Origin of the sequence: Sphingomonas sp. CARO-RG-8B-R24-01, from assembly GCF_022662295.1 — a bacterium.
Classification (GTDB): Bacteria; Pseudomonadota; Alphaproteobacteria; order Sphingomonadales; family Sphingomonadaceae; genus Sphingomonas.
Genome location: NZ_JAKNQI010000007.1, coordinates 264,142 through 287,625, shown reverse-complemented (window position 1 = coordinate 287,625; position 23,484 = coordinate 264,142). Strand labels below are relative to the sequence as shown.

The following is a 23,484-nucleotide window of genomic DNA, read 5'->3' as shown; positions in this document are numbered from 1 at the left end:
AGCGGATCGTCGAAGCGACGGGCGTCGTTCCGGCGGTCAACCAGATCGAGCTGCATCCCGGCTTCCAGCAACGCGAAGCGCGGTCTTATCATGAGGCGCATAAGATCGTGACGCAGAGCTGGAGCCCGCTCGGCCAAGGCAAGGACTTGCTTACACGCGCGCCCATCGTCCGGGTCGCGGACAAGCATCGGCGCAGCCCTGCACAGGTGGTGATTGCCTGGCATCTCGCGCACGGTTTGGCTGTCATTCCCAAGGCGAGCGACTTGGAGCACCTATCGGACAATTTCGCGGCGCGGGATTTGATCCTGGACGAGGAGGACATGGCAGCTATCGACGCGCTCGACTCGCCGGTTGGACGGCTGGGACCGGACCCACGCAGCTTCGGCGGCTAGCGTTTGTAACGAACGTAGCTGTCGAGGTTAGGCCACCAAAGGTGTGGGCCCGACGTTGGAGCGATTTTGACACGTCGGCAGACAGCTGACGTCGTCGCGTCCAAACCTGCACGATGAAAGGCGAAACGTACCTCGGATCCCAGACCGGAACGCAGCTCGACGCCACGCCCCAGGCAACGATCAGCATCGTACAGCTATTCAGCAATCCACACGCCGGTTGGATCGCGCGCCGGCGCGTGGCCGCCTTGCGACGCAGGTTCATGGCTGAGGGTATAACCGTTCTTAATGGCGACCACGGGTCCAAGCCCCTTATGATCGACAGACGCGCGCAGCATATCTGTTGTGCTGGCGGGGATGGAACACTGCGTCACGTTCTTGCCGCGCTTATTGGATCTGGCCGCGAAATCTCCGTCAGCGTTTATCCTAACGGAACCGTCAACCTCGTAGCGAGAGAGATTGGATATTCGATCGCCCCGGCGGTATTCGTACAGCGTGTGCTGAAGGGTGATCACCGGGGGTATCATCATGTCGGTCTTATTGGCGACGTTCCGATGGCAAGTTGCGCAAGCGTCGGTCCTGACAGCTACGCGGTCGCTGCCGTCCTCCCCGCCTTGAAGCTGGTCATCGGCAGGGCCGCATATATCGTTGCCGTCTACGGCTTCTTGATCCGCTGGCCCCGTGTGAAGATCACGCTGAGCAATTCCGAACGGGAATTGGTGTGTGAAGCAGTCTATGTTGCAAAAGGACGCTACTTTGCCGGTTCGTGGTCGCTCGCCCCGACAGCGAGTATGCGCTCGCAGACCTTCGAAGTGATCGCCTTGCAAAATGCTTCAAGACGGACCTTTTTCCGGCTTTGCTGGTCGATGTTTCGAAGACTTCCGGTCGGAGAGATTCCCGGTGCGAAACAGTTTAATTGCACCGAATTAGAAATAACAAGCGAAGAGCCCGCCCCACTGCAGTCTGATGGCGATATCGTTGGCTATCTGCCTCTTCGGCTAGCGCTGCGGTTCGTGCCGATTGAGTTCTCCTAGCCGAAGGCGATCTTGGAGACGAAGGCGCTGACAAGGGGCGACGCTACCCGACACCCGCGCACGACGAGGCATGGTTACAAATGGAACCGATAGCACCTATCTTTGCTGCGACCCATGACCACATCAGCCCCGCTCATCCTGGCATTCGGCGACAGCCTCGTCGCCGGCTACGGTCTAGCCACCGCCGATGGCTTCGCCACTCAACTGGAGCATCGCCTGAGCGCTGGATTTCCGGGCACACGGGTGATCAATGCGGGCGTCGCCGGCGACACCACCGCGGACGCTTTGCGGCGGCTGCCCTGGGTGCTGTCGCGCTTGGAAGGCCGTCCTGACCTCGCCATCGTCCAGCTTGGACCTAACGACGTGCTCCGGCAGGTGCCGCCGTCATCCACGCTAGCGAACCTTGGGGCGATCCTCGTCGAGTTCGGCCGCTGCGGCGTCCCGGTGCTGCTCACCACCGTCGCGCCGCCGCCGTTGCTCGCGCAGAGGGCAGGGCCTTACGCAGGCATCCACAAAGCCTTGGCCAAGCTCCACGCCGCAACGACTTGGCCGTTCTTCCCCGCCGGTGTGCTGGGTCATAAAGACATGGTGCTGGCGGACAGAGTGCATCCAAATGCCAAAGCGATCGCCGCTGTGGTCTCGGCTATGCTGCCGGCAATCGACTGTATTCTGGATCGCGAAGCGCAGACCCTGAGCAGTGAGACTGACGAAAACAAGGAAGAGCCGCCGTACGGAAAACGTCAATATAAGGCGGAAGCAGATTGTGAATGAACGGCGAGTTTTGGAAAGCTGACGCGGCCATCCCAATGGCCACAACTGGGTCGAGGTGTTCGGATCCGTAGGGAAGAGCGATCACCTCCACGCCAACTGTAAGCTGCCCTTCCGCTCACTCCCAATCTCAGCCGGACGACTCCGACAACGTTATTGCTTTAGAGCACTCGGAACGATTTGAAGTTGGGGAGCCGGGCCCAGTGCGAGTGTCCGTCGGCAGGATCCGGGTGAGGGCGGGTAGAGATGCTTTCCACGGACACGCCGCCGTCCGCGCTCGCCGCGACCTCCACGCGCGCGACCAACTCACAATCCTTGCTGCCGGACATCCGGCCGCCGTTCGTCTTCACCTCGATCCGGGTTGATCCGGCGACGAGGTCATAAGAATTTATCTCGTGGCTTACTACGTCAGCCTTTAGGTGCATCGCCGCAACGATCTCGCCGAGTGCCCCGAGCGCCTGCGATGACTCTCCTGATTGCTGCCCGTGAGCCCAATTCCTCAGAGCTGCCGCATTTCGAACAAGGATTGCTAGGGGGTGGGGCTGTAACTGGTTCATCGGGTTCTCTCAGTGTGAAGGACGACCTTTGCCAGGTAGGTTTAAAGATCGGGTAACCGCGAAGCTTTTTTAGGCGTTGTGATTGCCTCGACAATGACGACCGGTTTCCACCAGTTATCGTCGTTCAGCCGACGATCCGTCGGCCTTCAAACCGGTCTCTAGATGACATTAACGAATGGCAGATGTTGGGGATCTGAAAAGGCGCCTCGAACGCCCGGATGTGGGTCATTCCGCCGCAAAGCTGCCGGGCGGTAGGAGTTCTATCCCGGACTATCACCTTAACGCTGAGTGCATGAAAATGGCGTTGGAGTTCTCACGGTGCTTCAGGGCTGCCCATCAAAGCCGGAGAATTGTGTGGGACCGAATGTGGGCGCCGTTTCCACCATCACGTCAAAAAGCGTAGAATACTGGCGTTTTCAGCTTGACGCTGGTGACCCCTACGGGAATCGAACCCGTGCTTCAGCCGTGAAAGGGCCGCGTCCTAACCGCTAGACGAAGGGGCCGTCCCCGATTGCTCGGGAGCGAAGGGCCGGTTAGGCAAAGTCTCGGCGGTGGTCAAGCACTTTGCGCATCAATTTGCCCAAGCGGCGTCATCCAGATGCAATTCGGCCGTAGGACGTGATCCCCAGTCATCCAGTTTGGCCCGGCCGGCGAGCCACAGCCGGCGGTGGGGCGGGGCGCCCAGCAACGCTTGCCCGAGCACGGTCTCGGCCGCGCGGAAGGCGACGGTCTTGAGCGTTCCGCCGCCATCGCCGCTGACGATTGCACGGACGTGCCCGTTGCCGACGATATCGGCTTTGACCACGCGCACCGGTCCCGCGACGATTCGCGGTTGCGGCCACCCCATGCCATAAGGGCCGCCGGCCTCCATCGCCTGAACCAGCGCGGGATTGACGCCGGCCGTCGTCAGCACTGCGTCCAGCAGCAGCGCTCGGTCGCCCATGGCGCGCGTGACCGCGGCATCGAGCCGGTCGCTCAGAAAATCGTCGAGCGCCGCGATGCGGTCCTCCGCGATGGTCAGGCCCGCAGCCATCGCATGGCCGCCGCCCGCCACCAGCAGCTCGGACTCCTTTGCAGCGAGCACGGCGGCACCGAGGTCGACGCCCGGGATCGATCGCCCCGACCCCTTGCCGACCCCGGCATCGTCGACCGCGATAACGAGCGCGGGGCGGCCGTATTTCTCTTTCAGACGCCCGGCCACGATCCCGATCACGCCAGGATGCCACCCATGGCCGGCAACCACCAGAACGGCCCGGTTGCTCTTGGACTGGGCGATCATCTCGGCCGCTTCCTGCACGATCGCCTCGATCGCGCGGCGTTCCTCGTTCAGCCGATCCAGTTCCTGTGCGATCGCATCGGCCTCGGCCGGATCCCGCGTGATCAACAGGCGCACGCCGAGGTCGGACTTGCCCACGCGCCCGCCCGCGTTGATCCGTGGCCCGAGCGCAAAGCCCAGGTCGCTGCAGGTCGGCGCACGGGTCAGGCGGGAGGCGGTGATCAGCGCGTTGAGGCCGATATTGCGGCGCTGCGCCATCACTTTCAGGCCCTGGGCCACGAACGCGCGGTTCAGGCCGCGGAGCTGCGCGACGTCGGCGACCGTGCCCAGCGCCACCAGGTCGAGCAGGTCGAGCAATCGCGGCTCCGCGCGCGCCGCGAAGAATCCCCGATCCCGCAGGGTACGGATCAGCGCCGCGCCAAGCAGGAACGCCACCCCGACCGCAGCAAGATGACCGTGCGCCGCGCCATCGGTCTCGTCGAGACGGTTCGGGTTCACCAGCGCGTGCGCCAGCGGAAGCGCAGCCGCACATTTGTGATGATCGACCACGACCACATCCACTCCGGCGTCATGTGCCGTGGCAAGCGCTTCGAACGCCTGCGCGCCGCAGTCGACGGTCACGATGAGACGTGCGCCTTCGTCCTTCAGGCGGAGCAGCGCCGCGCCGGTCGGGCCATAGCCTTCGGTCAGTCGGTCCGGGATATACGGTCGTGCCTCGATCCCCAGATCGCGCAGCAACAAAATGACCAGCGCGGCGGACGTCGCGCCATCGACGTCATAGTCGCCGAACACGGCGACGTGCTCCTGTGCGGCGATCGCATCGGCAAGCCGTTCGGCCGCCTTGTCCATATCGTGGAAAATCGACGGGTCAGGCATGAAGCCGCGGATGCTCGGTGCCTTGTGCAGGTCGATCGCGTCGCGCGGACACCCCCGCGCGAGCAGCAACTGCGTTACCAGGTCGTCAGGGGCGAAGCCGGGGTCGCGGGCGTCGGTTTCGAGCAAGCGCCAGCGCCAGGGCTGGCCCAGGATCGAGCGGTCGATATTGAGGACGGTGTTCACCTGCGCGGCTGTACCGGATTGGCGGGGCGGCGCAAATGCCGCGCGATGCCGGCGCCCGTTACGCCTTGATCCAGTTCCCTTCACGAAACCATTTGGTGATGATGTATTTCGTGCCGGCGGTCACCGGCATGCCTTCGTGCAGGGTCTGCGGGTTCGGGCTCCCGTCCGGACGCATGTTGTTCCACGCGAGCAGCAAGCCGGCCTTGGGCGCAACCCGAACGCCGATCGACGGAAACCAGGTCGCGCCGCCTTCCTCGACGTCGTTGAGGTAGATCATGGCGGTCCAAGTCCGCTGGCCACCGCTTTCGATCATCTTCGGCCAATACGGCTGGGCTTCGTTGAAATAGTCGTTGTGCGCGCGGAAATGCTGGCCAACCGCGTAGCGCTGCCCCTGCATTGTCTCGCCGTGCACGGGATCGATCCCCAGCAGGGCAGCGATCGCTTCGTCCGTGGGGCGAACGTCGGGCGACCAGCGATCCATGTCGCAACTCTCGCTGGTGCGAAATTCCTGAACGGCATCCTCGGCGAGCACGGTCGATCGGCGCCGATTGGCATCGATGATCTGGACAAACTTGCGGCACGTCGCCGCGTCGAGGAAATCGGGGTGGCGATAGATTTGCGCCTCGTCCACCTTCGACCGCGTGATCGCGGGATTGGCCTCGAGCCGCCGGGACACCGTTTCGCCAAACGCCCGGCGCACTGGCGACGTCGCGCCACCTTTCTTGGAGAAAAAACCCATGGGCGGGGACTTTGCCGTGGGCGCGCAAAAAGACAAGGGGTTCGCGCGACGTCCTGCGCGAACCCCGGAGCGATTACCAGAAGATGTCGTAGACCGTGTCGACGACGAAGCCCGTGCGGACATCGACCAACAGCGCGTCGTTATAATAACGAACCCAGCGATAGGGCCCGTACGCGGGGGGCAGGCGGTAGTCATCCGCATCGTCGATCCAGTAATCCTGCGCGAACAGGATCGAACTCAACCGGAAACCGATGCCGAACCGGCGATAGCCATAGCCCCAACCACTGGGCGCATAATATCGGGGTAGGCGATAGGCGCTGTAATTCTGGCGGCGATAGTCGTTGTAATTATACCGATTGTCCCGCCGCCAATCGCGGCTCCACGCGCCGCCATTGTTGCCGTTCCAGCCCCGATTATCGTCGCGCAGGTCGCCGTCCCGGCCGTTTCGGCCACGCCAGTCATCGCCCCGGCCGCCCGAATTCCGGCGGTCGTCGCCACGCCAGTCGCTACCGCGGCGATCCTCCCCGCGCCATCCATCGCCGCGGCGCTGCGCATCGCGCGCGTCGTTGTCGCGTCGGCCGGCGTCGATTGCGCCGCGCTGGTCGCCCGCGGGCCCCGGCCGTTGTCCACCGAAGGCGTTGCGGCCGCCCTGCAGATTGGGATCCTGCGTTTGCCCCGCCGCAGCGCGCCCGGCGGGTCCGCCGCGATCCCATCCGCCCGGCCGCTGGTAGCCGTCGCGACCGCCGGCACCATCCGGCCGGCCGCCACGGTCGGGGCGTTCGAACCGCGCCTGCGGTTGATTTTGGGGCTGCGGCTGCGTCTGCGGTTGTGCCGGGACCTGGGCCGGCCCGCGCTGTTGCCAGCCGCGACCACCATCCTGGCCGCGATCGCCACGCGGGGGCTGGGCCTGACCCTGCGGCTGCCCCTGCGGCCGGGGAGCCTGTTGCTGTGCGCGACCTTCCCCGCGACCGCGACGTTCTCCGCCGTCCTGCGCGATTACCGCAGCCGGGATCAAGGCAGATGCCGCGATGATGGCGGCGAGCAATGTCTTGCGCATCGAATATGTCCTTTACCGCGGCAGGGCAGAAGACCGCACCGTTTGATCTCTTCTACCGGCCACACGATGGATCATGGCTGAATTGTCATGTCAGCATTGCGAAAGCTTTGCTCAGCGTCGCACGACCAGCGCCGGCACGGTTCGCGCCGCCTCTGTCGGAAGGATACCCGGGGCGGGTGGCGCGTCGACCGTCTCGTCCCCCCGCTGGATGCTCGCGGCGAGCAGGACAGCTTCGACCAGCCGGGGATATAGACCGCAACGGCAGAGATTGGTGATCTCGCGGCGAATGTCGTCCTCGGTGGGGTTGCGATTGCGCGTCAGCAGAACCGACGCTGCCATGATCATTCCGGGAACACAGAAACCGCACTGCACCAGGTTCTTGGCGATAAAGGCGATTTGCACGGGATGGCTGCGGTCGCGGGACAGACCCTCGATCGTGGTGACGTAACTTCCCTCGATCGCCCCGATCGTGCGCTGGCAGGATCGCACGGCGACCCCGTCGACGTTGACGGTGCACGCGCCGCATTGCCCGACGCCGCAGCCATATTTCGTTCCCGTCAAATTCGATGCGTCGCGCAACGCCCACAACAGCGGTGTTGCCGGATCCATCGCATATTGGACGGGTTGGTTGTTTACGGTGAAGCGGGTCATGGTCCGCAGAGTCTTAGGGGAACTTCGGCAGTCATCAAGCGCTTCGAGCAGTTAGCGGTGGGTGTCCCGACGGCGGGGCCAGTCGCACGATCATAGGGGGCTTTTGATTGTGTCAGCGATCCGATCTGGGCTGAAGCGCGGCACGCGCTTCGGCAGTTATCTTGCAGCGGTTGCCGGCATGCCAGCGCTGGCCGGCGCTCAGTCCTTGCCGGCGTCGCCAGCGTCCTCGACCGAGAAGCCGGGGAAGGAAGATACCGCCCCCAAGAAGGACGATAGCGGACTAATCATCACCGCGGCGATCCGTGCCCGGTACGAGACCGTGGATGGCCGGCCCAGACCGGGCTTTGCGACATCCGAAGACGCGTTCTTGCTCCGGACCGGGGTGGCGGTGGAATACGGCCCGGGTCCCCTCGCGATCGGCGCGGAGGTGGTCGATAGCCGGGCCTATGGCCTCGGGGGCGGAACACAGATCAACAATGGCGATGTGAACGCGGTCGAAGTGCCGCAGGCCTATGTGAAGCTTCGGCTCGACCATGGCATCGGCCCGGTCGGCAAGGTGTCGGTGGAAGGCGGTCGGTTCCTGATGAACCTCGGATCCGGACGGTTGGTGGCGACCGATGAATATCGCAACACGGTCAATGGGTTCACGGGGTTGCGCGTCGATCTTGCACCCACGTCTGCACTCGAGGTGACCGCATTCTACGTGCTGCCGCAGGAGCGCTTGCCCGATCAGCCGTCAGATATTCGGCGGAACCTGGTGCGGTTCGATCGCGAGACGTTCCATACGGTATTTTTCGGGGCGTATCTGCGTCAGAAGTCGGTGCTGGGTATCGGGCAGTTGGAACTGGCCTATTACCGCCTCGCAGAACACGATTCTCCGGGCCGGACGACGGCGGACCGGCGCCTTCACACCTTTGACGCGCGGTTCGCACGCGATGCGAAGTCCGGCACCTATGATTATGATGTAGAGGGCATATACCAGACCGGTCACGCCAGTGACGGAACGACCGCCACGGCCACCGCGGCCGATGTGTCGGCGGGCTTCTTCCATGCCGCGGCGGGTTATAGCTTTGCCGGTCCGCTCAAGCCGAGGGTCGGCCTGTTCTACGACTTCGCAAGCGGCAATGGACAAGGCACCACCTCGCATCGGTTCGATACGCTGTACGGAAGCCGACGCGATGATTTAGGGCCCTCGGGTACTTACGCGGCGCTCGCGCGAGAAAACATCAGCGCGCCGGGGATCCGGTTCGAGGCAAAGCCGGGGACGCGGTTCGAGGCATTGGCCGATTACCGTGGCATATGGCTCGCCTCGCGGTACGACCGTTTCTACACCGTCATCGACAAGACCGGCGCATCGGGACGCTTCGGTGGGCAGCAGGTCGAGGGGCGACTGCGCTACTGGCTGGTGCCGCAACATCTGCGACTGGAGAGTAACTTTGCCGTGCTGTTCAAGGGGCGGTTCCTCCGCGACGCCCCGCAGGCGATCGCGCGGGACCAAAGCACGGTAAAGTTCATCGAAACGAACCTGCAGGTCACGTTCTAAGCCGTTTTGCCGGGCACGGGCGCGGCTCTTTGATTTGTCGGACCAGACCACGGCTCTATAGCGTTTGCACGACAGCTGTTTTCGCGACGATTCGTGTTTAACCGGATCGCGCCTTCAGGAGAGCCATACATGACGTTTCGGGTTGCGGCCGTGCCGCTGTTGCTGATCGCTTCCGCCGCCGCCGGGCAGGTCGCTGCCCCCCCTCCGCCCGCCACCGTGGCCCCCGAGGCAGGCATGCCGACGCTACCCGCCTGGAACAAGGTGCCCTTACGCGGGACATGGAACACGGCCAGCCTGAGCCCGGACGCACGGGCAACCGCGCTCGTGGCGGCGATGACGCGCGATGAAAAGCAGACGCTCGTCTTCGGATATTTCGGAACCGACTTTCCGGTCTCGCGCTACATCGCGCCCACGGCTGCGCTCGAGGGGTCGGCCGGCTATGTGCCCGCGATCCCGCGACTTGGTATTCCGGCGCAGTTCCAGACTGACGCCGGCGTCGGGGTCGCCACGCAGGGCGGTGCGAAGAACAAGCGCGGTCGGACCGCCTTGCCATCGGGCCTGGCGATTGCGGCCAGCTGGGATCTGACCGTTGCCCGGGCCGGGGGCGCGATGATTGGCGACGAAGCGCGCCGGTCGGGGTTCAGCGTGATGCTTGCCGGTGGGGTCAATCTGCTCCGCGAACCGCGCAACGGTCGCAATTTCGAATATGGCGGCGAGGATCCGCTGCTCGCCGGTACGATCGTCGGCGAGGAGGTCATCGGGATCCAGTCCAACCATGTCGTGTCGACGATCAAGCATTATGCGTTCAACGACCAGGAAACCGACCGCAACACCGGAAATTCGATCATCGATCATAGCGCGGCCCGCGTTTCCGATCTGCTTGCCTTCCAGCTGGCGATCGAGCGTGCGACGCCCGGTTCGATCATGTGTTCGTACAATCGTGTCGACGGCACCCATGCCTGCGAGAACAGCTGGCTGTTGACCGACGTCTTGCGCGGCGACTGGGGCTTCAAGGGCTATGTGATGAGCGACTGGGGGGCAACCCACAGCACGATCGAGGCCGCCAATGCCGGGCTCGACCAGGACTCGGGCTTCCCGTTCGACAAGGCGCCGTATTTCGGACGAGCGCTGCAGGCAGCGCTCGACCAGGGCACCGTCGCTCCGGCACGGCTGGATCTGATGACGCACCGCATCCTTCGGGCCATGTTCGCGCAGGGCCTGTTCGAGCATCCGTTGCAGCAGCAGGCGATCGATCTGCCGGGTCACGCGGCCGTTACCCGCGCAGCCGCCGAGGCGGGAACCGTATTGCTGAAGAACGACCGCAACCTTCTTCCCCTGACCGGCCGCGCCAAGCGGATCGCGATCATCGGGGGGCATGCCGACAAGGGGGTTCTCGCCGGCGGCGGATCGTCCCTGGTATATCCGGCGGAGGGCAATGCCGTCCCCGGCATCGGACCGACGTCCTGGCCTGGCCCGGTCATGTATTATCCCTCTTCACCAATGGAGGAGATCAAGCGCCAGGTGCCGGGTGCCGCCGTTCGCTATATCGATGGCAGCGATCCCGTTGCGGCCGCCGCCTTGGCGCGGGACAGCGATGTCGTGATCGTCTTCGCCACGCAATGGGCCGGCGAATCGTTCGACGTACCGATGGGGCTCGACGGGCAGCAGGACGCGCTGATCGCTGCGGTCGGGTCTGCCAACCGCAATACGGTGGTCGTCCTGGAAACCGGTGGTCCCGTTGCGATGCCGTGGATCGACCGCGTCGGTGCCGTGGTCGAAGCATGGTACCCCGGCACCGCTGGTGGTGCCGCCATCGCCAACGTCCTGACGGGGAAGGTCAATCCTTCGGGACGTCTGCCCGTGACCTTCCCCCGGGGCGTTGACCAGCTCCCGGATCCGGCGCTGCCGCATAGCGGCGATGTGCGGTATCGCGAGGGCGCGGCGGTTGGCTACAAATGGTTCGATGCCAAGGCGATCAAGCCTCTGTTCGCGTTCGGTCACGGGCTGTCCTATACGCGCTTCGCCAGCGGTGGCCTGAAGGCTGGCGTCGCGAACGGGGCGATCGCGGCGAGCTTCACGGTCCGAAACACCGGTCCACGCGCCGGCGCCAGCGTCGCGCAAATCTATGTCGCGCCGGTCGCAGGCGGCTGGGAGGCGCCCAAACGGCTCGGTGGCTTTGCCAAGGTCGACCTGGCGGCGGGCGCGAGCCGGACGGTATCGGTCAACGTGGATCCGCGACTGCTCGCGACTTGGGACGAGGCCGGCCATCAGTGGCGTATCGCAGGTGGCGCTTACCGCGTGACGCTCGCGGATTCGGCGATGGACGTGAAGCAGACGGTGACGGTCACGGTGCCCGCAAGCGTCCTGCCCGCGACGTGGCGGGCACGGTAGGACGCCAATCCGGCCGGGCGGCGGTCAGCCGTCGCCCGGCTGGTCCTCAGTTCCGCCAACCCGTGTCGATCTTGTCGACCAGCCGGACCATCGCCGCGAAGTCGGCCGCGCCGGGGCCGCCGGGAACCTGTGCCATGTGCAGGTCGCGTTGATGCACGGCGACAACTTCGGGAGAGACCTCCAGCGGTTTACCCATGCTTGCGGTTGCGATCTGGATCTCGCAGGCGCGTTGCAGCGACCAATGCTTGATAAAAGCCTCGGGCAGGGTCCGGCCCATCACCAGGATACCGTGATTCTTCAGCAGCATCACGCGCTTGTTGCCAAGATGCTCGAGCAGCCGCGCGCCTTCCTCGTCGCGCACGGTGACGCCTTCGAAATCATGGTACGCGATCTGCCCGGCAAAATTGCAGGCGTAGAAATTGGTAGGACGCAGACCGCCTTCGACCGAGCTGACCGCCATTCCGGCGGTCGTGTGCGTGTGCATGATGCAATGCGCGTCGGGCAAGTAGCGATGGAACAGCGCATGCTGGACAAAGCCGGCGCGATTGACCGGGTAAGGGCTCTCGTCGAGCTTGTTGCCGTCGATATCGATCTTGACGAGGCTTGAGGCCGTGACTTCGCTGAAGTGCAGGCCGAACGGGTTGATCAGGAAAGCGCCGTCCTCGTCGGGGATTTTCAGCGTGATATGGTTGTAGATCATCTCCGACCAACCCAACATCGCGAAAACGCGGTAGCAGGCGGCGAGCTCCTGCCGGGTTTCCCATTCGGCTTCGGACATCTGTGCGTTACGGAGTGCGGCAGTGGCCATGGATCGTCTCCTCGATCGTCTTTGGACGGTTTATCGCATGATCGGTATGGCGGCGCAAATCACAGGAGCGCCGCAATTGCGTCCGCGTCGAACCCTGCTTCCGCGAGAATCGCAGCGCCCTCGGTTCTGCCAGCCATACGGGGCGCAACGGTCGTGCTGGCCGAATAACGCGGAGCGGGGGCCGGCTGGACCACGCTGCCTGCGGTAACGAAGGTTCCACGCGCGACGTTGTGTGGATGCGCGACAGCCTCGTCGAAGCCGAGCACCGGCGCGATGCATGCCTCGTGCCCGGCAAAGGCCGCGACCCAAGCGTCGCGCGGTCGCGCCTTGAACCGTGTTGCCAGTTCCTGTTTCAGGGCGGGCCAGGTCGACGGAACGAACTGAGTATCCCATTCGGAACCATCCAGCGCCATCACGCCGCGTAGGGCGGCATAGAATTGCGGCTCGATTGCGCCGACCGCGATCCATTTGCCGTCGGCGGTTTCATACGTGTCGTAAAAGGGCGCACCGCCGTCGAGCAGGTTGGTCCCGCGTTCGTCGCGCCACTGGCCCATTGCGCGGAAGCCCCAGATCATGCTCGAAAGCACCGCCGATCCGTCAGTCATCGCCGCATCGACGACCTGACCCTCGCCCGTCGCCTTCGCGTGGAGGATCGCCGCGAGCATCCCGAACGCGAGCATCATACCCCCGCCGCCGAAATCCGCCGCCAGGTTGATCGGTGCGTTGGGCTTGCGTCCGGCTTCGCCCAGCGCGTGGAGTGTTCCCGAGATCGCGAGGTAATCGATGTCGTGCCCGGGTTCGTCGGCGAGCGGCCCGGTCTGCCCCCAGCCGGTCATGCGCCCATAGACGAGCCGCGGATTGTCCGCGAGCAACAGGTCCGGACCGAGACCCAGCCGCTCCATCACGCCCGGGCGATAGCCTTCGATCAGCCCGTCGCAGGTTGCGGCCAGGCGGCGCACCGCGGCGACCGCCTCGGGCCGCTTGAGATCGAGCACGATCGTCCGTCGCGAGCGGAGCAGCGGGTCGCGCGCCGGATCGGTCATCCCGCCACGCGACGGTCGCTCGACCCGGATCACCTCCGCGCCATGGTCCGCCAGCATCATCCCGCAGAACGGCCCCGGCCCGATCCCCGCCATCTCGAGGATGCGTAATCCAGCGAGCGGCGGGGCGGTGTGCATCAGAAGGCCGCGATGCCGGTGATCGCGCGGCCGAGGATCAGCGCGTGGACGTCGTGCGCGCCCTCATAGGTGTTGACCGTCTCGAGGTTCATCATGTGGCGCATAACCTGATATTCGCCCGAGATGCCGTTGCCGCCGTGCATGTCACGCGCCATCCGCGCGATATCGAGCGCCTTGCCGACGTTGTTGCGCTTGACGATCGAGATCATCTCGGGCGCGAACCGGCCCTCATCCATCAACCGGCCGACGCGGAGCGATGCCTGCAGGCCGAGTGCGATCTCAGTCTCCATGTCTGCGAGCTTCTTCTGAAACAGCTGCCGCCCGGCGAGCGGCGTGCCGAACTGCTGGCGGTCGAGCCCATATTGCCGCGCGGCATGGAAGCAGAACTCCGCAGCGCCGAGCGACCCCCAGCTGATCCCGTAGCGCGCGCGGTTGAGGCAGCCGAACGGGCCCTTGAGCCCCTGCACGTTGGGAAGCAGCGCGTCCTCGGAAAGCTCGATTTCGTCCATCAGGATCATGCCGGTGATCGAGGCGCGCAGGCTGAGCTTGCCTTCGATCTTGGGTGCGGTGAGCCCCTTGGCGCCCTTTTCGACGATGAAGCCGCGAATGCCGTCACCATGCGCTTCCGACTTTGCCCAGATGACGAAGACGTCGGCGATCGGGGAATTGGAGATCCACGTCTTCGCGCCCGACAGCAGATACCCGCCGTCGACCTTCTTCGCGCGCGTCGTCATCCCGCCGGGGTCCGATCCCGCATCGGGTTCGGTCAGCCCGAAGCAGCCGATCCATTCGCCGGTCGCCAGCCTGGGCAGATACTTCCGTTTCTGCTCCTCGGATCCATAGGCGAGGATCGGGTACATCACGAGGCTCGACTGGACCGACATCATCGAGCGATACCCCGAGTCGATCCGCTCCACTTCGCGCGCGACGAGGCCGTAAGCGACGTAGGATGCGCCGACGCCGCCATATTCCTCGGGCACCGTCGGGCCGAGCAGCCCGAGCGCGCCCATCTCGCGGAAGATCTCGGGATCGGTCGTCTCATGCTGGAACGCATCAACGATCCGCGGCGCAAGCTTGTCCTGCGCATAAGCGCGCGCGGTGTCGCGGATCATCCGCTCGTCATCCTCGAGCTGGTCGTCGAGGAAGAAGGGGTCAGCCCAATCGAAACGTGCCATCTCGGCCATGTGAAACTCCGATAGTGAATTCAGTACCACCCCGGCGTCGGCCGGGGACCAGTAGCGCGGCAGATGTCTTCGGAAACGGTGCCATCGCCGTTGGGCCCCGGCCTTCGCCGGGGATGTGGCAGATAAAATTACGTGCGCAAGACCCGATCATCGAACAACCCGAACACGATGGTGGATGCATAATAAGCGATCGCACGATCGCGCGGCATCGTTCCCGCCCATTTGCGCATGTCGAACGCGGCGTTCTGCAGCGCCATCAGCGCCTGCGCCGCAATCAGCGGGTCGACCGCACGGATCGATCCCTCCGCCACGCCATCGCTGATCGTGCCGGCGTAGCGCCGCGCGATCCGGTTCGAGCGGTCGACCATCGCGCGGCGCGCGTCGGCGGGAAGGCCCGACAGGGCCGTGGTCCGCAACAACGGTCCGCGTTCGGAGAACTGCACGTCGAGCAAGGTCGCGATCGTTCCGGACAGCCGCTCCCACTGCGGACCGCCGCGTTCGTCGGCAAGCTGCTGCGCGTCGGCGATCATGTCGAGGCTGCGCTTGTAGCACGCCAGCACCAGATCGTCCTTGGCATCGAGATGGTGGTAGAAGCTGCCCTTGGTAACGTTGAGCTGCGACGCGATCCGCTGGACCGACGCGCCGCGATAGCCGAGCTCGTTGATCAGCCGCGTCGCCGCGAGCAGGAACGCCTCGCGCCCGGGCTCGGGTTCTTCATGCGCAAGGTCGATCAACTCGGGCGACCAGCCAGCACCGCGCGCGGCGATGCCGTGCGCGAACACATCCATCAGCCGTTCTTCGATCCGGGCGTATTGGTCCGGTTCGTAGCGGACCAACCACACCGGCAACCAGAAGGTATTCTCGAGCAAGACGTGTGCCCGCGCGCCGAACAGGTCGGTTTCGGCGCGATTGGCCGGGTTTCCCCACAGGCTGCGGGTCTTGCGGAACACTTCGCGCCAGCCCGCCATCAGCCGGCCGAGGACCGGCTCTTCCATCGCACGCAGATCCGAGAGAACGGCGAACGCAGTTTCCTCACCCCGCTGGATCGCGGCGAGCCTATCGAAGTTGAGCGCGAGGTAGCGCGCGACACGCTCGCGCGGCGTCGGCAATGCGAGCGAATCGTCGAGCATCGCCTGCAGCCGATCGAGGGTCTGCTCGAAACAGGCGGCGGCAAGGTCTTCCTTGCGCTTGAAATAATAGGTGACGCTGGTCGTGTTCAACCCGACCCGGCGCGCGACGTCGGCGAACGTCATGCCCTTGGCACTCTGCTCGTTGATCGCTTCGGCAGCGGCAGCCAGGATGGCGTCACGCTTGGCCCGGAAACGTTTGGTGCTGGTGCCCGACTCTGCGGGTTCGCCGGGCTGTACGGTTGCTGCTTCCTCCATGCCGGAAACTGTAACAGCATCTTTTAGAAGAAACAGTCATTTTTCGAATGACGCCGTACAGCGGCATTTTCGCGCGCGAACCGGCTTTACCGAAAACCCGGTACGGTATACCCAGCCGTGGTGAAGGCCGTGCACGGCCACCCTTGGAGAGATGCGATGGACTTCAGCTTCACCGAACGCGAGACCTATTTCCGGGACCGTGTGAAGGCTTTCATCGACGAACAGATCCGCCCCCGCCAGGCCGATTACGACGCGCAGGCGCACGAGGGCGAGCGCTGGAAGGTGATTCCGGTCATCGAGGAGATGAAGGAGAAAACCAAGGCGGCAGGTCTGTGGAATTTCTTCATGCCACCGCATTCGGGGCAGAACCATGTCGACGACAGCTTCGCGTTCGAAGGCACGCAGCTGAGCAATCTCGAATATGCGTTATGTGCCGAGGAGATGGGCAAGGTCGGCTGGGCGAGCGAATGTTTCAACTGTTCGGCGCCCGACACCGGCAACATGGAGGTGTTTCACCGCTACGGCACGCTCGAGCAGAAGGAGCAGTGGCTCCGTCCGCTGATGCATGGCGAGATCCGCTCCGCCTTCCTGATGACAGAGCCGGCGGTGGCATCGTCGGATGCGACCAACATCGAGACGTCGATCGTCCGTGACGGCGACCATTATGTGATCAACGGGACCAAATGGTGGTCTTCGGGTGTCGGCGATCCGCGCTGCAAGGTCGCGATCACGATGGGCAAGACCAACCCCGACGCCTCGCGCCACAGCCAGCAGAGCATGATCCTCGTGCCGATGGATGCCCCCGGCGTAACGATCAAACGGATGCTGTCGGTCTATGGCTACGACCATGCGCCGCACGGGCATGGCGAAGTCGTGCTCGAGAATGTGCGGGTTCCGGCGGAGAATATCCTGCTGGGCGAGGGCCGTGGCTTCGAGATCGCGCAGGGGCGGCTCGGGCCGGGGCGGATCCATCACTGCATGCGCACGATCGGCGTCGCCGAGACCGGGATCGAGGCGATGGCCAAGCGCCTGCTCAGTCGCGTCGCGTTCGGAAAGCGGATTGCGGACCAGTCGGTGTGGGAGCAGCGGATCGCCAAGGCGCGGATCGACATCGAAATGACGCGGCTCCTGTGCCTGAAAGCCGCGGACATGATGGACAAGGCGGGCAACAAGTCCGCGCAGCTCGAGATCGCGATGATCAAGGTGCAGGCGCCCAACATGGCGCTCCAGATCCTCGACGACGCGGTTCAGGCGCACGGAGGCGGCGGCGTGTCGGGCGACTTCCATCTCGCGCATGACTGGGCGGCGATGCGGACGCTGCGCTTCGCGGATGGCCCCGACGAAGTCCACAACCGCGCGATCGCGCGCAACGAGTTCGGCAAATATGCCGAGCTGCCCGCGGCCGTGGCAGCCAAGGAAGCGATGCGGCGGTAACAAACCCGTCACCCCGGCGGAGGCCGGGGCCGCGAGGTTGTGATGCGCAGGTCGGGTCAATTACCCAACGGCCCCGGCCTTCGCCGGGGTGACGCAAGGAAGGACGGCCCCGGTCTGCGCCGGGGAGCCGTAAGGAAAGGAAGTTTCGTGAAAGCAGCCGTCCTCCACGCGCCCAACACCGATCTGGTGATCGAGGATATCCGCGTCGCCGATCCCGCCCCGCGCGAGGTGCTGATCCGCACCGTCGCGTGCGGCGTGTGCCGCTCCGACCTGCACTTCGTCGATGGCGCATTCCCGCATCCGATGCCGACGGTGCCCGGACACGAAGCCGCCGGGATCGTCGAGGCGGTCGGCTCGGACGTGGCGCATCTCAAGGTCGGTGATCACGTCATCACCTTCTTCACGGTGTTCTGCGGCGCGTGCGAGATGTGCGTGACCGGGCGGCCATCGCTCTGCGTCGATCCCTCGACGCGTCGGCCGAAGGGCGCGCCGCCCCGGCTGAGCCTTGCCGACGGGACTCCGCTCGCGCCGTTCCTCAACCTCTCCGCTTTCTCCGAAATGATGCTCGTCCACGAAAACGCCTGCGTCGCGATCGACAAGGCGATGCCGCTCGACCGTGCCGCCTTGCTTGGCTGCGCGGTCATCACGGGAGCGGGATCGATCTTCAACGACAGCCGGTTGCGCCCCGGCGAAACCGTCGCGGTGATCGGGTGCGGCGGGATCGGCCTCGCCGCGATCAATGCCGCCAAGATCGCGGGTGCGGGGATGATCCTCGCGATCGATCCGGTCGCGGACAAGCGCGCGCTCGCCGAGAAGCTCGGCGCGACGCATGTGTTCGACGCCACTGCGCCCGACCTTGCCAAGCAGGTGGCGGCGCTGACCGGGGGCGGGGTGCATTATGCGATCGAGGCAGTCGGACGATCCACGACCGCCGAACTTGCCTGGACGATCCTTCGCCGCGGCGGCACCGCGACGATCCTCGGGATGATCGCACCGGGTAACGACGTGAAGATCGCGGGGCCGACGTTCCTTACCGGCAAGAAGCTGCAAGGGTCGCTGCTCGGATCGACCCGCTTCCCGATCGACATGCCGCGGCTGGTGCGGCTGTATCTGGACGGCAAGCTCGACCTCGACACGATGGTCGCCGAACGGATCCCGCTCGAGGACATCAACGATGCGTTTGCCAAGCTGCGCACCGGCGATACGGTCCGTTCGGTGATCGAGTTCGCGTGATGGATTTCGCCCCCCAGACGATGGACGTTCCCGAAAAGGACCGGCTCGACGAAGCGCGGCTGACCGCGTGGATGTCGGAGCATGTCGACGGGTTCGCAGGCCCGCTGCGCTACTCGAAATTCTCGGGCGGGCAGTCCAACCCGACCTTCAAGATCAGCGCACCCTCGGGCGACTATGTGCTCCGCCGCAAGCCATTCGGGAATTTGCTTCCGTCGGCGCATGCGGTCGACCGAGAATATCGCGTGATCGCGGGCCTGTATCCGACAGGGTTCCCGGTTGCGCGGCCTTATGGCCTGTGCACCGACCCTGCGGTGATCGGGACCGACTTCTACGTCATGGGCTTCGCCGACGGGCGCAACCTTTGGGATGGAACGCTGCCCGGGTTCGCGCCTGCCGATCGGACCGGCATCTACAACGCGATGTGCGATACGCTCGCGGCGCTCCATACCACCGACCACGAAGCGGCGGGGCTCGGAGAGTATGGGCGTCCGGGTAATTATTTCGAACGCCAGGTCGCGCGCTGGACCAAACAGTATCGCGCGTCCGAGACCGAGCGGATGGAGACGGTCGAGCGGCTGATCGATTATCTCGGGCGGACCGTTCCCGCGCAGACCCGGACGTCGATCGTTCACGGCGATTACCGGATCGACAACATGATCTTCCACAAGACCGAACCACGCGTGATCGCGCTGCTCGACTGGGAGTTGTCGACGCTCGGCGATCCGCTGGCGGACTTCAGCTATTTCCTGATGAGCTGGGTAACCGCGCCCGAGGGGCGTTCCGGCGTGCTCGGGCATACCGGGCCTGAAACGGGGATCCCGACGATCGAGGATATGGTCGAGCGCTACTGCGCCGCGACCGGACGCGACGGGGTGCCCGACCTCAACTGGTATTTCGCGTATAATCTGTTTCGGCTGACCGGCATCGTTCAGGGCATCAAGAAACGGATCGTCGAGGGAACCGCATCCAGCGCGCAGGCGGAAAAGTCCGCGGCGGGGGTGTATCGGCTGGCGGACGCGGCGTGGAGTTTCGCGCAGAAAGCGGGAGCGTAGGGTGGAAGTCGGTGGCTTGGTGGAGCAAACGTCTTCTCCCGTCCCCCCGGCGGAGGCCGGGGCCGCCACGTTGATGGGTGTGACGTCTGACCTTGGCGAATGACATGGCGGCCCCGGCCTCCGCCGGGGTGACGGGGAGGGGTACAAAATGTCGCAATTCGATCTGACCGGCAAAGTGGCGATCATTACCGGATCCTCGCGCGGGATCGGCAAGGCGAGCGCGTTCGAGCTTGCCGAGCATGGCGCGAAGGTCGTCATCTCCAGCCGCAAGCAGGACGCCTGCGACGGGGTCGCGGCAGAGATCAACGCCCGGTACGGGGACCGCACTGCGATCGCGGTCGCCGCCAACATCTCGGACAAGGCGGGCTTGCAGCATCTGGTCGATGCGACCCGCGCAGCGTTCGGACAGATCGACGTGCTGGTCTGCAACGCCGCGTCCAACCCCTATTACGGTCCGCAGGCAGGGATAGCCGACGACCAGTTCCGCAAGATCCTCGACAACAACATCGTCTCGAACCACTGGCTGATCACGATGGTCGCCCCCGAAATGCGGGAGCGGCGCGCCGGATCGATCATCATCGTCTCGTCGATCGGTGGCCTGCGCGGCTCGACGATCATCGGGGCCTATTGCATCTCCAAGGCCGCCGACATGCAGCTCGCGCGCAATCTCGCGCATGAATGCGGCCCCGACAATGTCCGCGTCAACTGCATCGCGCCGGGGCTGATCAAGACCGACTTCGCACGCGCGCTGTGGGAGGACCCCGAACGGATCGCGGCGGCAAACGCGACCGTGCCGCTTCGCCGGATCGGCGAGCCCGAGGAGATCGCAGGCGCGGTCGTGTTCCTCGCGAGCCAGGCGAGCAGCTTCATGACCGGCCAGACGATCGTGCTGGATGGCGGCGTGACGATTTGAAACAGGGGAGAAGGCCATGACGCAGCGGTTCACGGGCAAGTCGATCATCGTCACCGGTGCGGGATCGGGCATCGGCCGCGCGAGCGCCCTGTTGTTCGCGCGCGAGGGGGGATCGGTGATCGTTGCCGACCTGGCCGACGCCGTGCACGAAACCGCTGCGCTGATCGAACAGGGCGGCGGCACCGCGCATGCGATCCAGATCGACGCTGGAAACGAACAGGACGTCATTCGCGCCGTCCACGTCGCGACCGAATATTATGGCGGGCTCGACGTTATGTTCGCCAATGCCGGCATCTCGGGCGGAATGGCGAACATCTTCGACACGGACGTCGCGCTGATCACCGAGGTGCTGCGCGTCAACCTGATCGGCCCGTATCTCGCGATCAAGCATGCCGCGCCCAGGATCGCCGAACGCGGCGGTGGCGCGATCGTGCTGACCGCGAGCGTCGCGGGGATTCGCTCGGGGGCGGGGTCGCCGGCGTATTCGGCCTCCAAGGCTGGCGTCATCAACCTCGCGATGGTGTCGGCGCAGCAACTGTCGGGGTCGAACGTACGGGTGAACGCGATCTGCCCCGGGTTGACCGAGACCGGCATGACCAAGCCGACCTTCGACTATGCCCGCGAGGCGGGGAAGATCGACCGGGTCGGGCGGCTCAACCCGCTGCGGCGCGGCGCGCAGCCCGAGGAGCTGGCCGAGGTCGCGGCCTTTCTTGCGTCCGACGCGGCAAGCTACGTCAACGGGCAGGCGATCGCTGTCGACGGGGGGCTATCGAGCAGCCACCCCGTCACCAAGCAGGAGTATGGCAAGACGGCCGTCTGACGATCGGCGTCAATCACGAACGGATCAGCGGTGGCGAAGCGGCGGTTCGTCGCGCGCCGCCCGCAATTCTCGCGCCAGCACCGTGGGCGCGGCCGACATCGCCACCGCGGTGCCGGTTGCGGGGCGCAAGACGAACCATTCCGGCCGATCGATCGCAACCAGGAAGGCCAGCATCGTCATTCCGAACCCGAGAAACAGCAGCGATCCGCGCAGCGTTTCACCCGGAGCTTGACGGTCGTTGTCGGTCGGTCGGGACATGGGCACTCTCCTTGAAGGGGAATGCCAACGTAACGCGGTCGGAAAGCCAGTGTTTAACCAACGCGTTAGTTTTTATTGCTGCGACGCAGCAGCAACGACAATGCCTCCGCCATGAAGGGTACGGCGGCCGAAATCATCGGCCCCGACCGTGGTCTGGTCAGGCGCGCAGGCTGTTGGCGGCCCGGGCGATGGTCTCGACCTCGGCCATCGACGCGCCCTTCGGGGTCACCCAACTGCCACCGACGCATAGGACAGGCTTGAACGCGAGCCATTCGCCTGCCGACGCCTCTGTAATGCCACCCGTCGGGCAGAAGCTGCACTGATAGAACGGTGCGGCAAGCGCCTTCAGGGCTTTCAGGCCGCCGTTCGCCTCGGCCGGGAAAAACTTGAAATGCGTCAAGCCGAGATCGAGCCCGGTCATGATATCGGCGGCATTCGCAATGCCGGGCAGGAACGGTACGCCACTGTCGATGATCGGGCGCGCAAGCCGTTCGGTCAGGCCCGGGGAGACGATGAACTCCGCCCCTGCATCCATCACCTGGCGAAACTGGTCGGTGTTGACGACCGTGCCAGCCCCGACGATCGCGCCCGGCACCTGCTTCATCTCGCGGATCGCATCGAGCGCGGCAGGGGTGCGCATCGTGACCTCGAGCACGCGCAGGCCACCCGCGACCAGCGCCTCGGCAAGCGGCCGCGCGGTCGCGGCGTCGTCGATTACCAGCACCGGGATGACCGCGCTGGTCTGCATGATTTCGGCGATCGTGACGGTCATCGGGTATACTCCTGCGCATAAGCGGCCGCCGCGCCGAACAGGCCGGGCTGCGGATAGGTGATGAGTTTTACGGGGATCGTCGCCATGCGGTTCTGGAACCGCCCCTTGGCGGCGAACCGCTCGGCAAAGCCCGACTTGCGGAAATGGTCCTTGAGCCGAAGCCCGAGCCCGCCCGCGATCACGACGCCGTTCGAGCCATGCGCGAGCGCCAGATCCCCCGCGACCGCACCGAGGCTCATGCAGAACCGGTCGAGCGCGGTTACGGCGAGGCTGTCGCCCTCGTCGAGCGCGGCGGTCCAGATCGCCTTGTCGTCGAGCCGCGTGATCGAGCGATGCTCGATGTCTGCGAGCGTCTCGTAGATCGCGACGATGCCGGGGCCCGACACCACGCGCTCGGCGGAGACGCGCGTGTACGCCTTGCGCAACCGCTTCACCATCGCATCCTCGAGCGCGTCGAGCGGTGCGAAGTCGATGTGCCCGCCTTCGGTCTCGATCACGTGATAGCGGTCATGCGCGCGCAAGACCTGCGCGACGCCGAGCCCGGTGCCCGGACCACAGACGGTGATGACGCCGTTGGTAGGGAAGGGGATGTCCGGCCCGCCGATGTGGAGGAAGTCGCTCTCGGGGACCTGCGCCACCGCCTGGCCGACCGCGCCGAAATCGTTGATCAGGACGAAATTGTCGACCTTGAGCCGCTCCTTGATCAGCGGCGGGCGGATCACCCAGGGGTTGTTGGTCAGCTTGATCACGTCGCCACTGATCGGCGAGGCGACCGCGATTGCCGCCGCGCGCGGCAGCGGCTGGCCGATCCGCGCACCGAACGCCTCCCACGCGGTCTGGAACCCGCCATATTCGGCGGTCTTGAGCGTCACCGGTTCGCCAAGCGCGACGACACGGCCATTCTCGACCTCCGCGAGCGCGAAGCGGGCGTGCGTACCGCCGATATCTACTGCAACGACCTGCATTCCATTCCCCTCAGGCTT

At 65.0% G+C, this 23,484-nt stretch carries 22 protein-coding genes and 1 tRNA gene; 11 read left to right on the top strand and 12 right to left on the bottom strand.

Going from position 1 to position 23,484, the window contains the following annotated elements; translation table 11 throughout:
* From L8G49_RS15335 to L8G49_RS15320, 4 genes are all read left to right on the top strand, one after another.
* Positions 1-392: aldo/keto reductase (locus L8G49_RS15335; protein ID WP_242186630.1), on the top strand; the 392-nt coding region annotated here is incomplete at its 5' end.
* 113 nt (positions 393-505) lie between these two features.
* The gene (locus tag L8G49_RS15330; RefSeq protein ID WP_242186629.1) at positions 506-1,423 is read left to right on the top strand and encodes a diacylglycerol kinase family protein; all 918 of its coding nucleotides are present in this window, start codon (positions 506-508) and stop codon (positions 1,421-1,423) included.
* Positions 1,424-1,537: 114 nt separating this feature from the next.
* Positions 1,538-2,194: a GDSL-type esterase/lipase family protein gene (locus tag L8G49_RS15325; RefSeq protein ID WP_242186628.1), complete on the top strand. Its 657-nt coding sequence runs from the start codon at positions 1,538-1,540 to the stop codon at positions 2,192-2,194.
* A gap of 243 nt (positions 2,195-2,437) precedes the next feature.
* The gene (locus L8G49_RS15320) at positions 2,438-2,575 is read left to right on the top strand and encodes a hypothetical protein (protein WP_242186627.1); all 138 of its coding nucleotides are present in this window, start codon (positions 2,438-2,440) and stop codon (positions 2,573-2,575) included.
* Positions 2,576-3,176: 601 nt separating this feature from the next.
* On the opposite strand, the gene L8G49_RS15315 is transcribed toward L8G49_RS15320, so the two are convergent.
* From L8G49_RS15315 to L8G49_RS15295, 5 genes are all read right to left on the bottom strand, one after another.
* Positions 3,177-3,251 (bottom strand) — tRNA-Glu (locus L8G49_RS15315).
* A gap of 68 nt (positions 3,252-3,319) precedes the next feature.
* Entirely contained in the window at positions 3,320-5,083 is a 1,764-nt protein-coding gene (gene recJ / locus L8G49_RS15310) for a single-stranded-DNA-specific exonuclease RecJ (protein WP_242186626.1), read from the bottom strand.
* A 58-nt stretch (positions 5,084-5,141) separates the two neighbouring features.
* Positions 5,142-5,822 carry a 2OG-Fe(II) oxygenase gene (locus L8G49_RS15305; RefSeq protein WP_242186625.1) on the bottom strand — a complete coding sequence of 227 codons (681 nt, stop codon included), beginning with the start codon at positions 5,820-5,822 and terminating at the stop codon, positions 5,142-5,144.
* Between the two features lie 73 nt (positions 5,823-5,895).
* Entirely contained in the window at positions 5,896-6,879 is a 984-nt protein-coding gene (locus L8G49_RS15300; protein WP_242186624.1) for an RcnB family protein, read from the bottom strand.
* 111 nt (positions 6,880-6,990) lie between these two features.
* The gene (locus L8G49_RS15295; protein WP_242186623.1) at positions 6,991-7,530 is read right to left on the bottom strand and encodes a (2Fe-2S)-binding protein; all 540 of its coding nucleotides are present in this window, start codon (positions 7,528-7,530) and stop codon (positions 6,991-6,993) included.
* A 178-nt stretch (positions 7,531-7,708) separates the two neighbouring features.
* Here L8G49_RS15295 and L8G49_RS15290 point away from each other — a divergent pair, with 178 nt between their 5' ends.
* Positions 7,709-9,073 (top strand): alginate export family protein, encoded by a 1,365-nt coding sequence (locus L8G49_RS15290; protein ID WP_242186622.1) that lies wholly within the window; start codon positions 7,709-7,711, stop codon positions 9,071-9,073.
* A 129-nt stretch (positions 9,074-9,202) separates the two neighbouring features.
* On the top strand, positions 9,203-11,464 hold the full coding sequence (locus L8G49_RS15285; protein ID WP_242186620.1) for a glycoside hydrolase family 3 C-terminal domain-containing protein: 2,262 nt from the start codon (positions 9,203-9,205) through the stop codon (positions 11,462-11,464).
* Positions 11,465-11,510: 46 nt separating this feature from the next.
* Here the strand turns inward: L8G49_RS15285 and L8G49_RS15280 are convergent, their stop codons facing one another.
* The 4 genes from L8G49_RS15280 to L8G49_RS15265 form a co-directional block, all read right to left on the bottom strand.
* On the bottom strand, positions 11,511-12,272 hold the full coding sequence (locus L8G49_RS15280) for a class II aldolase/adducin family protein (protein ID WP_242186618.1): 762 nt from the start codon (positions 12,270-12,272) through the stop codon (positions 11,511-11,513).
* 59 nt (positions 12,273-12,331) lie between these two features.
* The gene (locus L8G49_RS15275) at positions 12,332-13,450 is read right to left on the bottom strand and encodes a CaiB/BaiF CoA-transferase family protein (RefSeq protein WP_242186617.1); all 1,119 of its coding nucleotides are present in this window, start codon (positions 13,448-13,450) and stop codon (positions 12,332-12,334) included.
* Complete coding sequence (locus L8G49_RS15270; protein ID WP_242186616.1) at positions 13,450-14,634, bottom strand: acyl-CoA dehydrogenase; 1,185 nt, start codon at positions 14,632-14,634, stop codon at positions 13,450-13,452. The genes L8G49_RS15275 and L8G49_RS15270 overlap by 1 nt, the downstream gene beginning before the upstream one ends.
* A gap of 128 nt (positions 14,635-14,762) precedes the next feature.
* On the bottom strand, positions 14,763-16,019 hold the full coding sequence (locus L8G49_RS15265; protein ID WP_242138980.1) for a TetR/AcrR family transcriptional regulator: 1,257 nt from the start codon (positions 16,017-16,019) through the stop codon (positions 14,763-14,765).
* 156 nt (positions 16,020-16,175) lie between these two features.
* Here L8G49_RS15265 and L8G49_RS15260 point away from each other — a divergent pair, with 156 nt between their 5' ends.
* The 5 genes from L8G49_RS15260 (at position 16,176) to L8G49_RS15240 (ending at position 21,471) form a co-directional block, all read left to right on the top strand.
* Positions 16,176-17,453, top strand: a complete 1,278-nt coding sequence (locus L8G49_RS15260; RefSeq protein WP_242186615.1) for an acyl-CoA dehydrogenase family protein — start codon at positions 16,176-16,178, stop codon at positions 17,451-17,453.
* A gap of 147 nt (positions 17,454-17,600) precedes the next feature.
* Entirely contained in the window at positions 17,601-18,686 is a 1,086-nt protein-coding gene (locus tag L8G49_RS15255) for a Zn-dependent alcohol dehydrogenase (RefSeq protein WP_242186614.1), read from the top strand.
* Positions 18,686-19,738: a phosphotransferase family protein gene (locus L8G49_RS15250; protein ID WP_242138983.1), complete on the top strand. Its 1,053-nt coding sequence runs from the start codon at positions 18,686-18,688 to the stop codon at positions 19,736-19,738. Before L8G49_RS15255 ends, L8G49_RS15250 begins: the two co-directional genes overlap by 1 nt.
* Positions 19,739-19,886: 148 nt before the next feature.
* Entirely contained in the window at positions 19,887-20,651 is a 765-nt protein-coding gene (locus L8G49_RS15245) for an SDR family oxidoreductase (RefSeq protein ID WP_242186613.1), read from the top strand.
* Positions 20,652-20,667: 16 nt separating this feature from the next.
* The gene (locus tag L8G49_RS15240) at positions 20,668-21,471 is read left to right on the top strand and encodes an SDR family oxidoreductase (protein WP_242138985.1); all 804 of its coding nucleotides are present in this window, start codon (positions 20,668-20,670) and stop codon (positions 21,469-21,471) included.
* Between the two features lie 24 nt (positions 21,472-21,495).
* On the opposite strand, the gene L8G49_RS15235 is transcribed toward L8G49_RS15240, so the two are convergent.
* The 3 genes from L8G49_RS15235 to glk all read right to left on the bottom strand — a co-directional run bounded on the left by L8G49_RS15235 (position 21,496) and on the right by glk (position 23,466).
* On the bottom strand, positions 21,496-21,729 hold the full coding sequence (locus L8G49_RS15235) for a hypothetical protein (RefSeq protein WP_242186612.1): 234 nt from the start codon (positions 21,727-21,729) through the stop codon (positions 21,496-21,498).
* Positions 21,730-21,886: 157 nt separating this feature from the next.
* Positions 21,887-22,501 (bottom strand): bifunctional 4-hydroxy-2-oxoglutarate aldolase/2-dehydro-3-deoxy-phosphogluconate aldolase, encoded by a 615-nt coding sequence (gene eda / locus L8G49_RS15230; RefSeq protein WP_242186611.1) that lies wholly within the window; start codon positions 22,499-22,501, stop codon positions 21,887-21,889.
* The gene (gene glk / locus L8G49_RS15225) at positions 22,498-23,466 is read right to left on the bottom strand and encodes a glucokinase (RefSeq protein ID WP_242186609.1); all 969 of its coding nucleotides are present in this window, start codon (positions 23,464-23,466) and stop codon (positions 22,498-22,500) included. The genes eda and glk overlap by 4 nt, the downstream gene beginning before the upstream one ends.
* Positions 23,467-23,484: the final 18 nt, after the last annotated feature.

Bases quoted from the DNA above. Each gene is read 5' to 3' on its own strand.
- L8G49_RS15250 (WP_242138983.1), top strand. From the start codon at position 18,686: ATGGATTTCGCCCCCCAGACGATGGACGTTCCCGAAAAGGACCGGCTC.
- L8G49_RS15320 (WP_242186627.1), top strand. From the start codon at position 2,438: ATGCTTTCCACGGACACGCCGCCGTCCGCGCTCGCCGCGACCTCCACG.
- L8G49_RS15285 (WP_242186620.1), top strand. From the start codon at position 9,203: ATGACGTTTCGGGTTGCGGCCGTGCCGCTGTTGCTGATCGCTTCCGCC.
- L8G49_RS15235 (WP_242186612.1), bottom strand. From the start codon at position 21,729: ATGTCCCGACCGACCGACAACGACCGTCAAGCTCCGGGTGAAACGCTG.
- L8G49_RS15280 (WP_242186618.1), bottom strand. From the start codon at position 12,272: ATGGCCACTGCCGCACTCCGTAACGCACAGATGTCCGAAGCCGAATGG.
- L8G49_RS15305 (WP_242186625.1), bottom strand. From the start codon at position 5,822: ATGGGTTTTTTCTCCAAGAAAGGTGGCGCGACGTCGCCAGTGCGCCGG.
- L8G49_RS15300 (WP_242186624.1), bottom strand. From the start codon at position 6,879: ATGCGCAAGACATTGCTCGCCGCCATCATCGCGGCATCTGCCTTGATC.
- L8G49_RS15240 (WP_242138985.1), top strand. From the start codon at position 20,668: ATGACGCAGCGGTTCACGGGCAAGTCGATCATCGTCACCGGTGCGGGA.
- L8G49_RS15325 (WP_242186628.1), top strand. From the start codon at position 1,538: ATGACCACATCAGCCCCGCTCATCCTGGCATTCGGCGACAGCCTCGTC.
- eda (WP_242186611.1), bottom strand. From the start codon at position 22,501: ATGACCGTCACGATCGCCGAAATCATGCAGACCAGCGCGGTCATCCCG.
- L8G49_RS15260 (WP_242186615.1), top strand. From the start codon at position 16,176: ATGGACTTCAGCTTCACCGAACGCGAGACCTATTTCCGGGACCGTGTG.
- L8G49_RS15270 (WP_242186616.1), bottom strand. From the start codon at position 14,634: ATGGCCGAGATGGCACGTTTCGATTGGGCTGACCCCTTCTTCCTCGAC.
- L8G49_RS15330 (WP_242186629.1), top strand. From the start codon at position 506: ATGAAAGGCGAAACGTACCTCGGATCCCAGACCGGAACGCAGCTCGAC.
- L8G49_RS15265 (WP_242138980.1), bottom strand. From the start codon at position 16,019: ATGGAGGAAGCAGCAACCGTACAGCCCGGCGAACCCGCAGAGTCGGGC.
- L8G49_RS15275 (WP_242186617.1), bottom strand. From the start codon at position 13,450: ATGCACACCGCCCCGCCGCTCGCTGGATTACGCATCCTCGAGATGGCG.
- L8G49_RS15295 (WP_242186623.1), bottom strand. From the start codon at position 7,530: ATGACCCGCTTCACCGTAAACAACCAACCCGTCCAATATGCGATGGAT.
- glk (WP_242186609.1), bottom strand. From the start codon at position 23,466: ATGCAGGTCGTTGCAGTAGATATCGGCGGTACGCACGCCCGCTTCGCG.
- L8G49_RS15290 (WP_242186622.1), top strand. From the start codon at position 7,709: ATGCCAGCGCTGGCCGGCGCTCAGTCCTTGCCGGCGTCGCCAGCGTCC.
- L8G49_RS15245 (WP_242186613.1), top strand. From the start codon at position 19,887: ATGTCGCAATTCGATCTGACCGGCAAAGTGGCGATCATTACCGGATCC.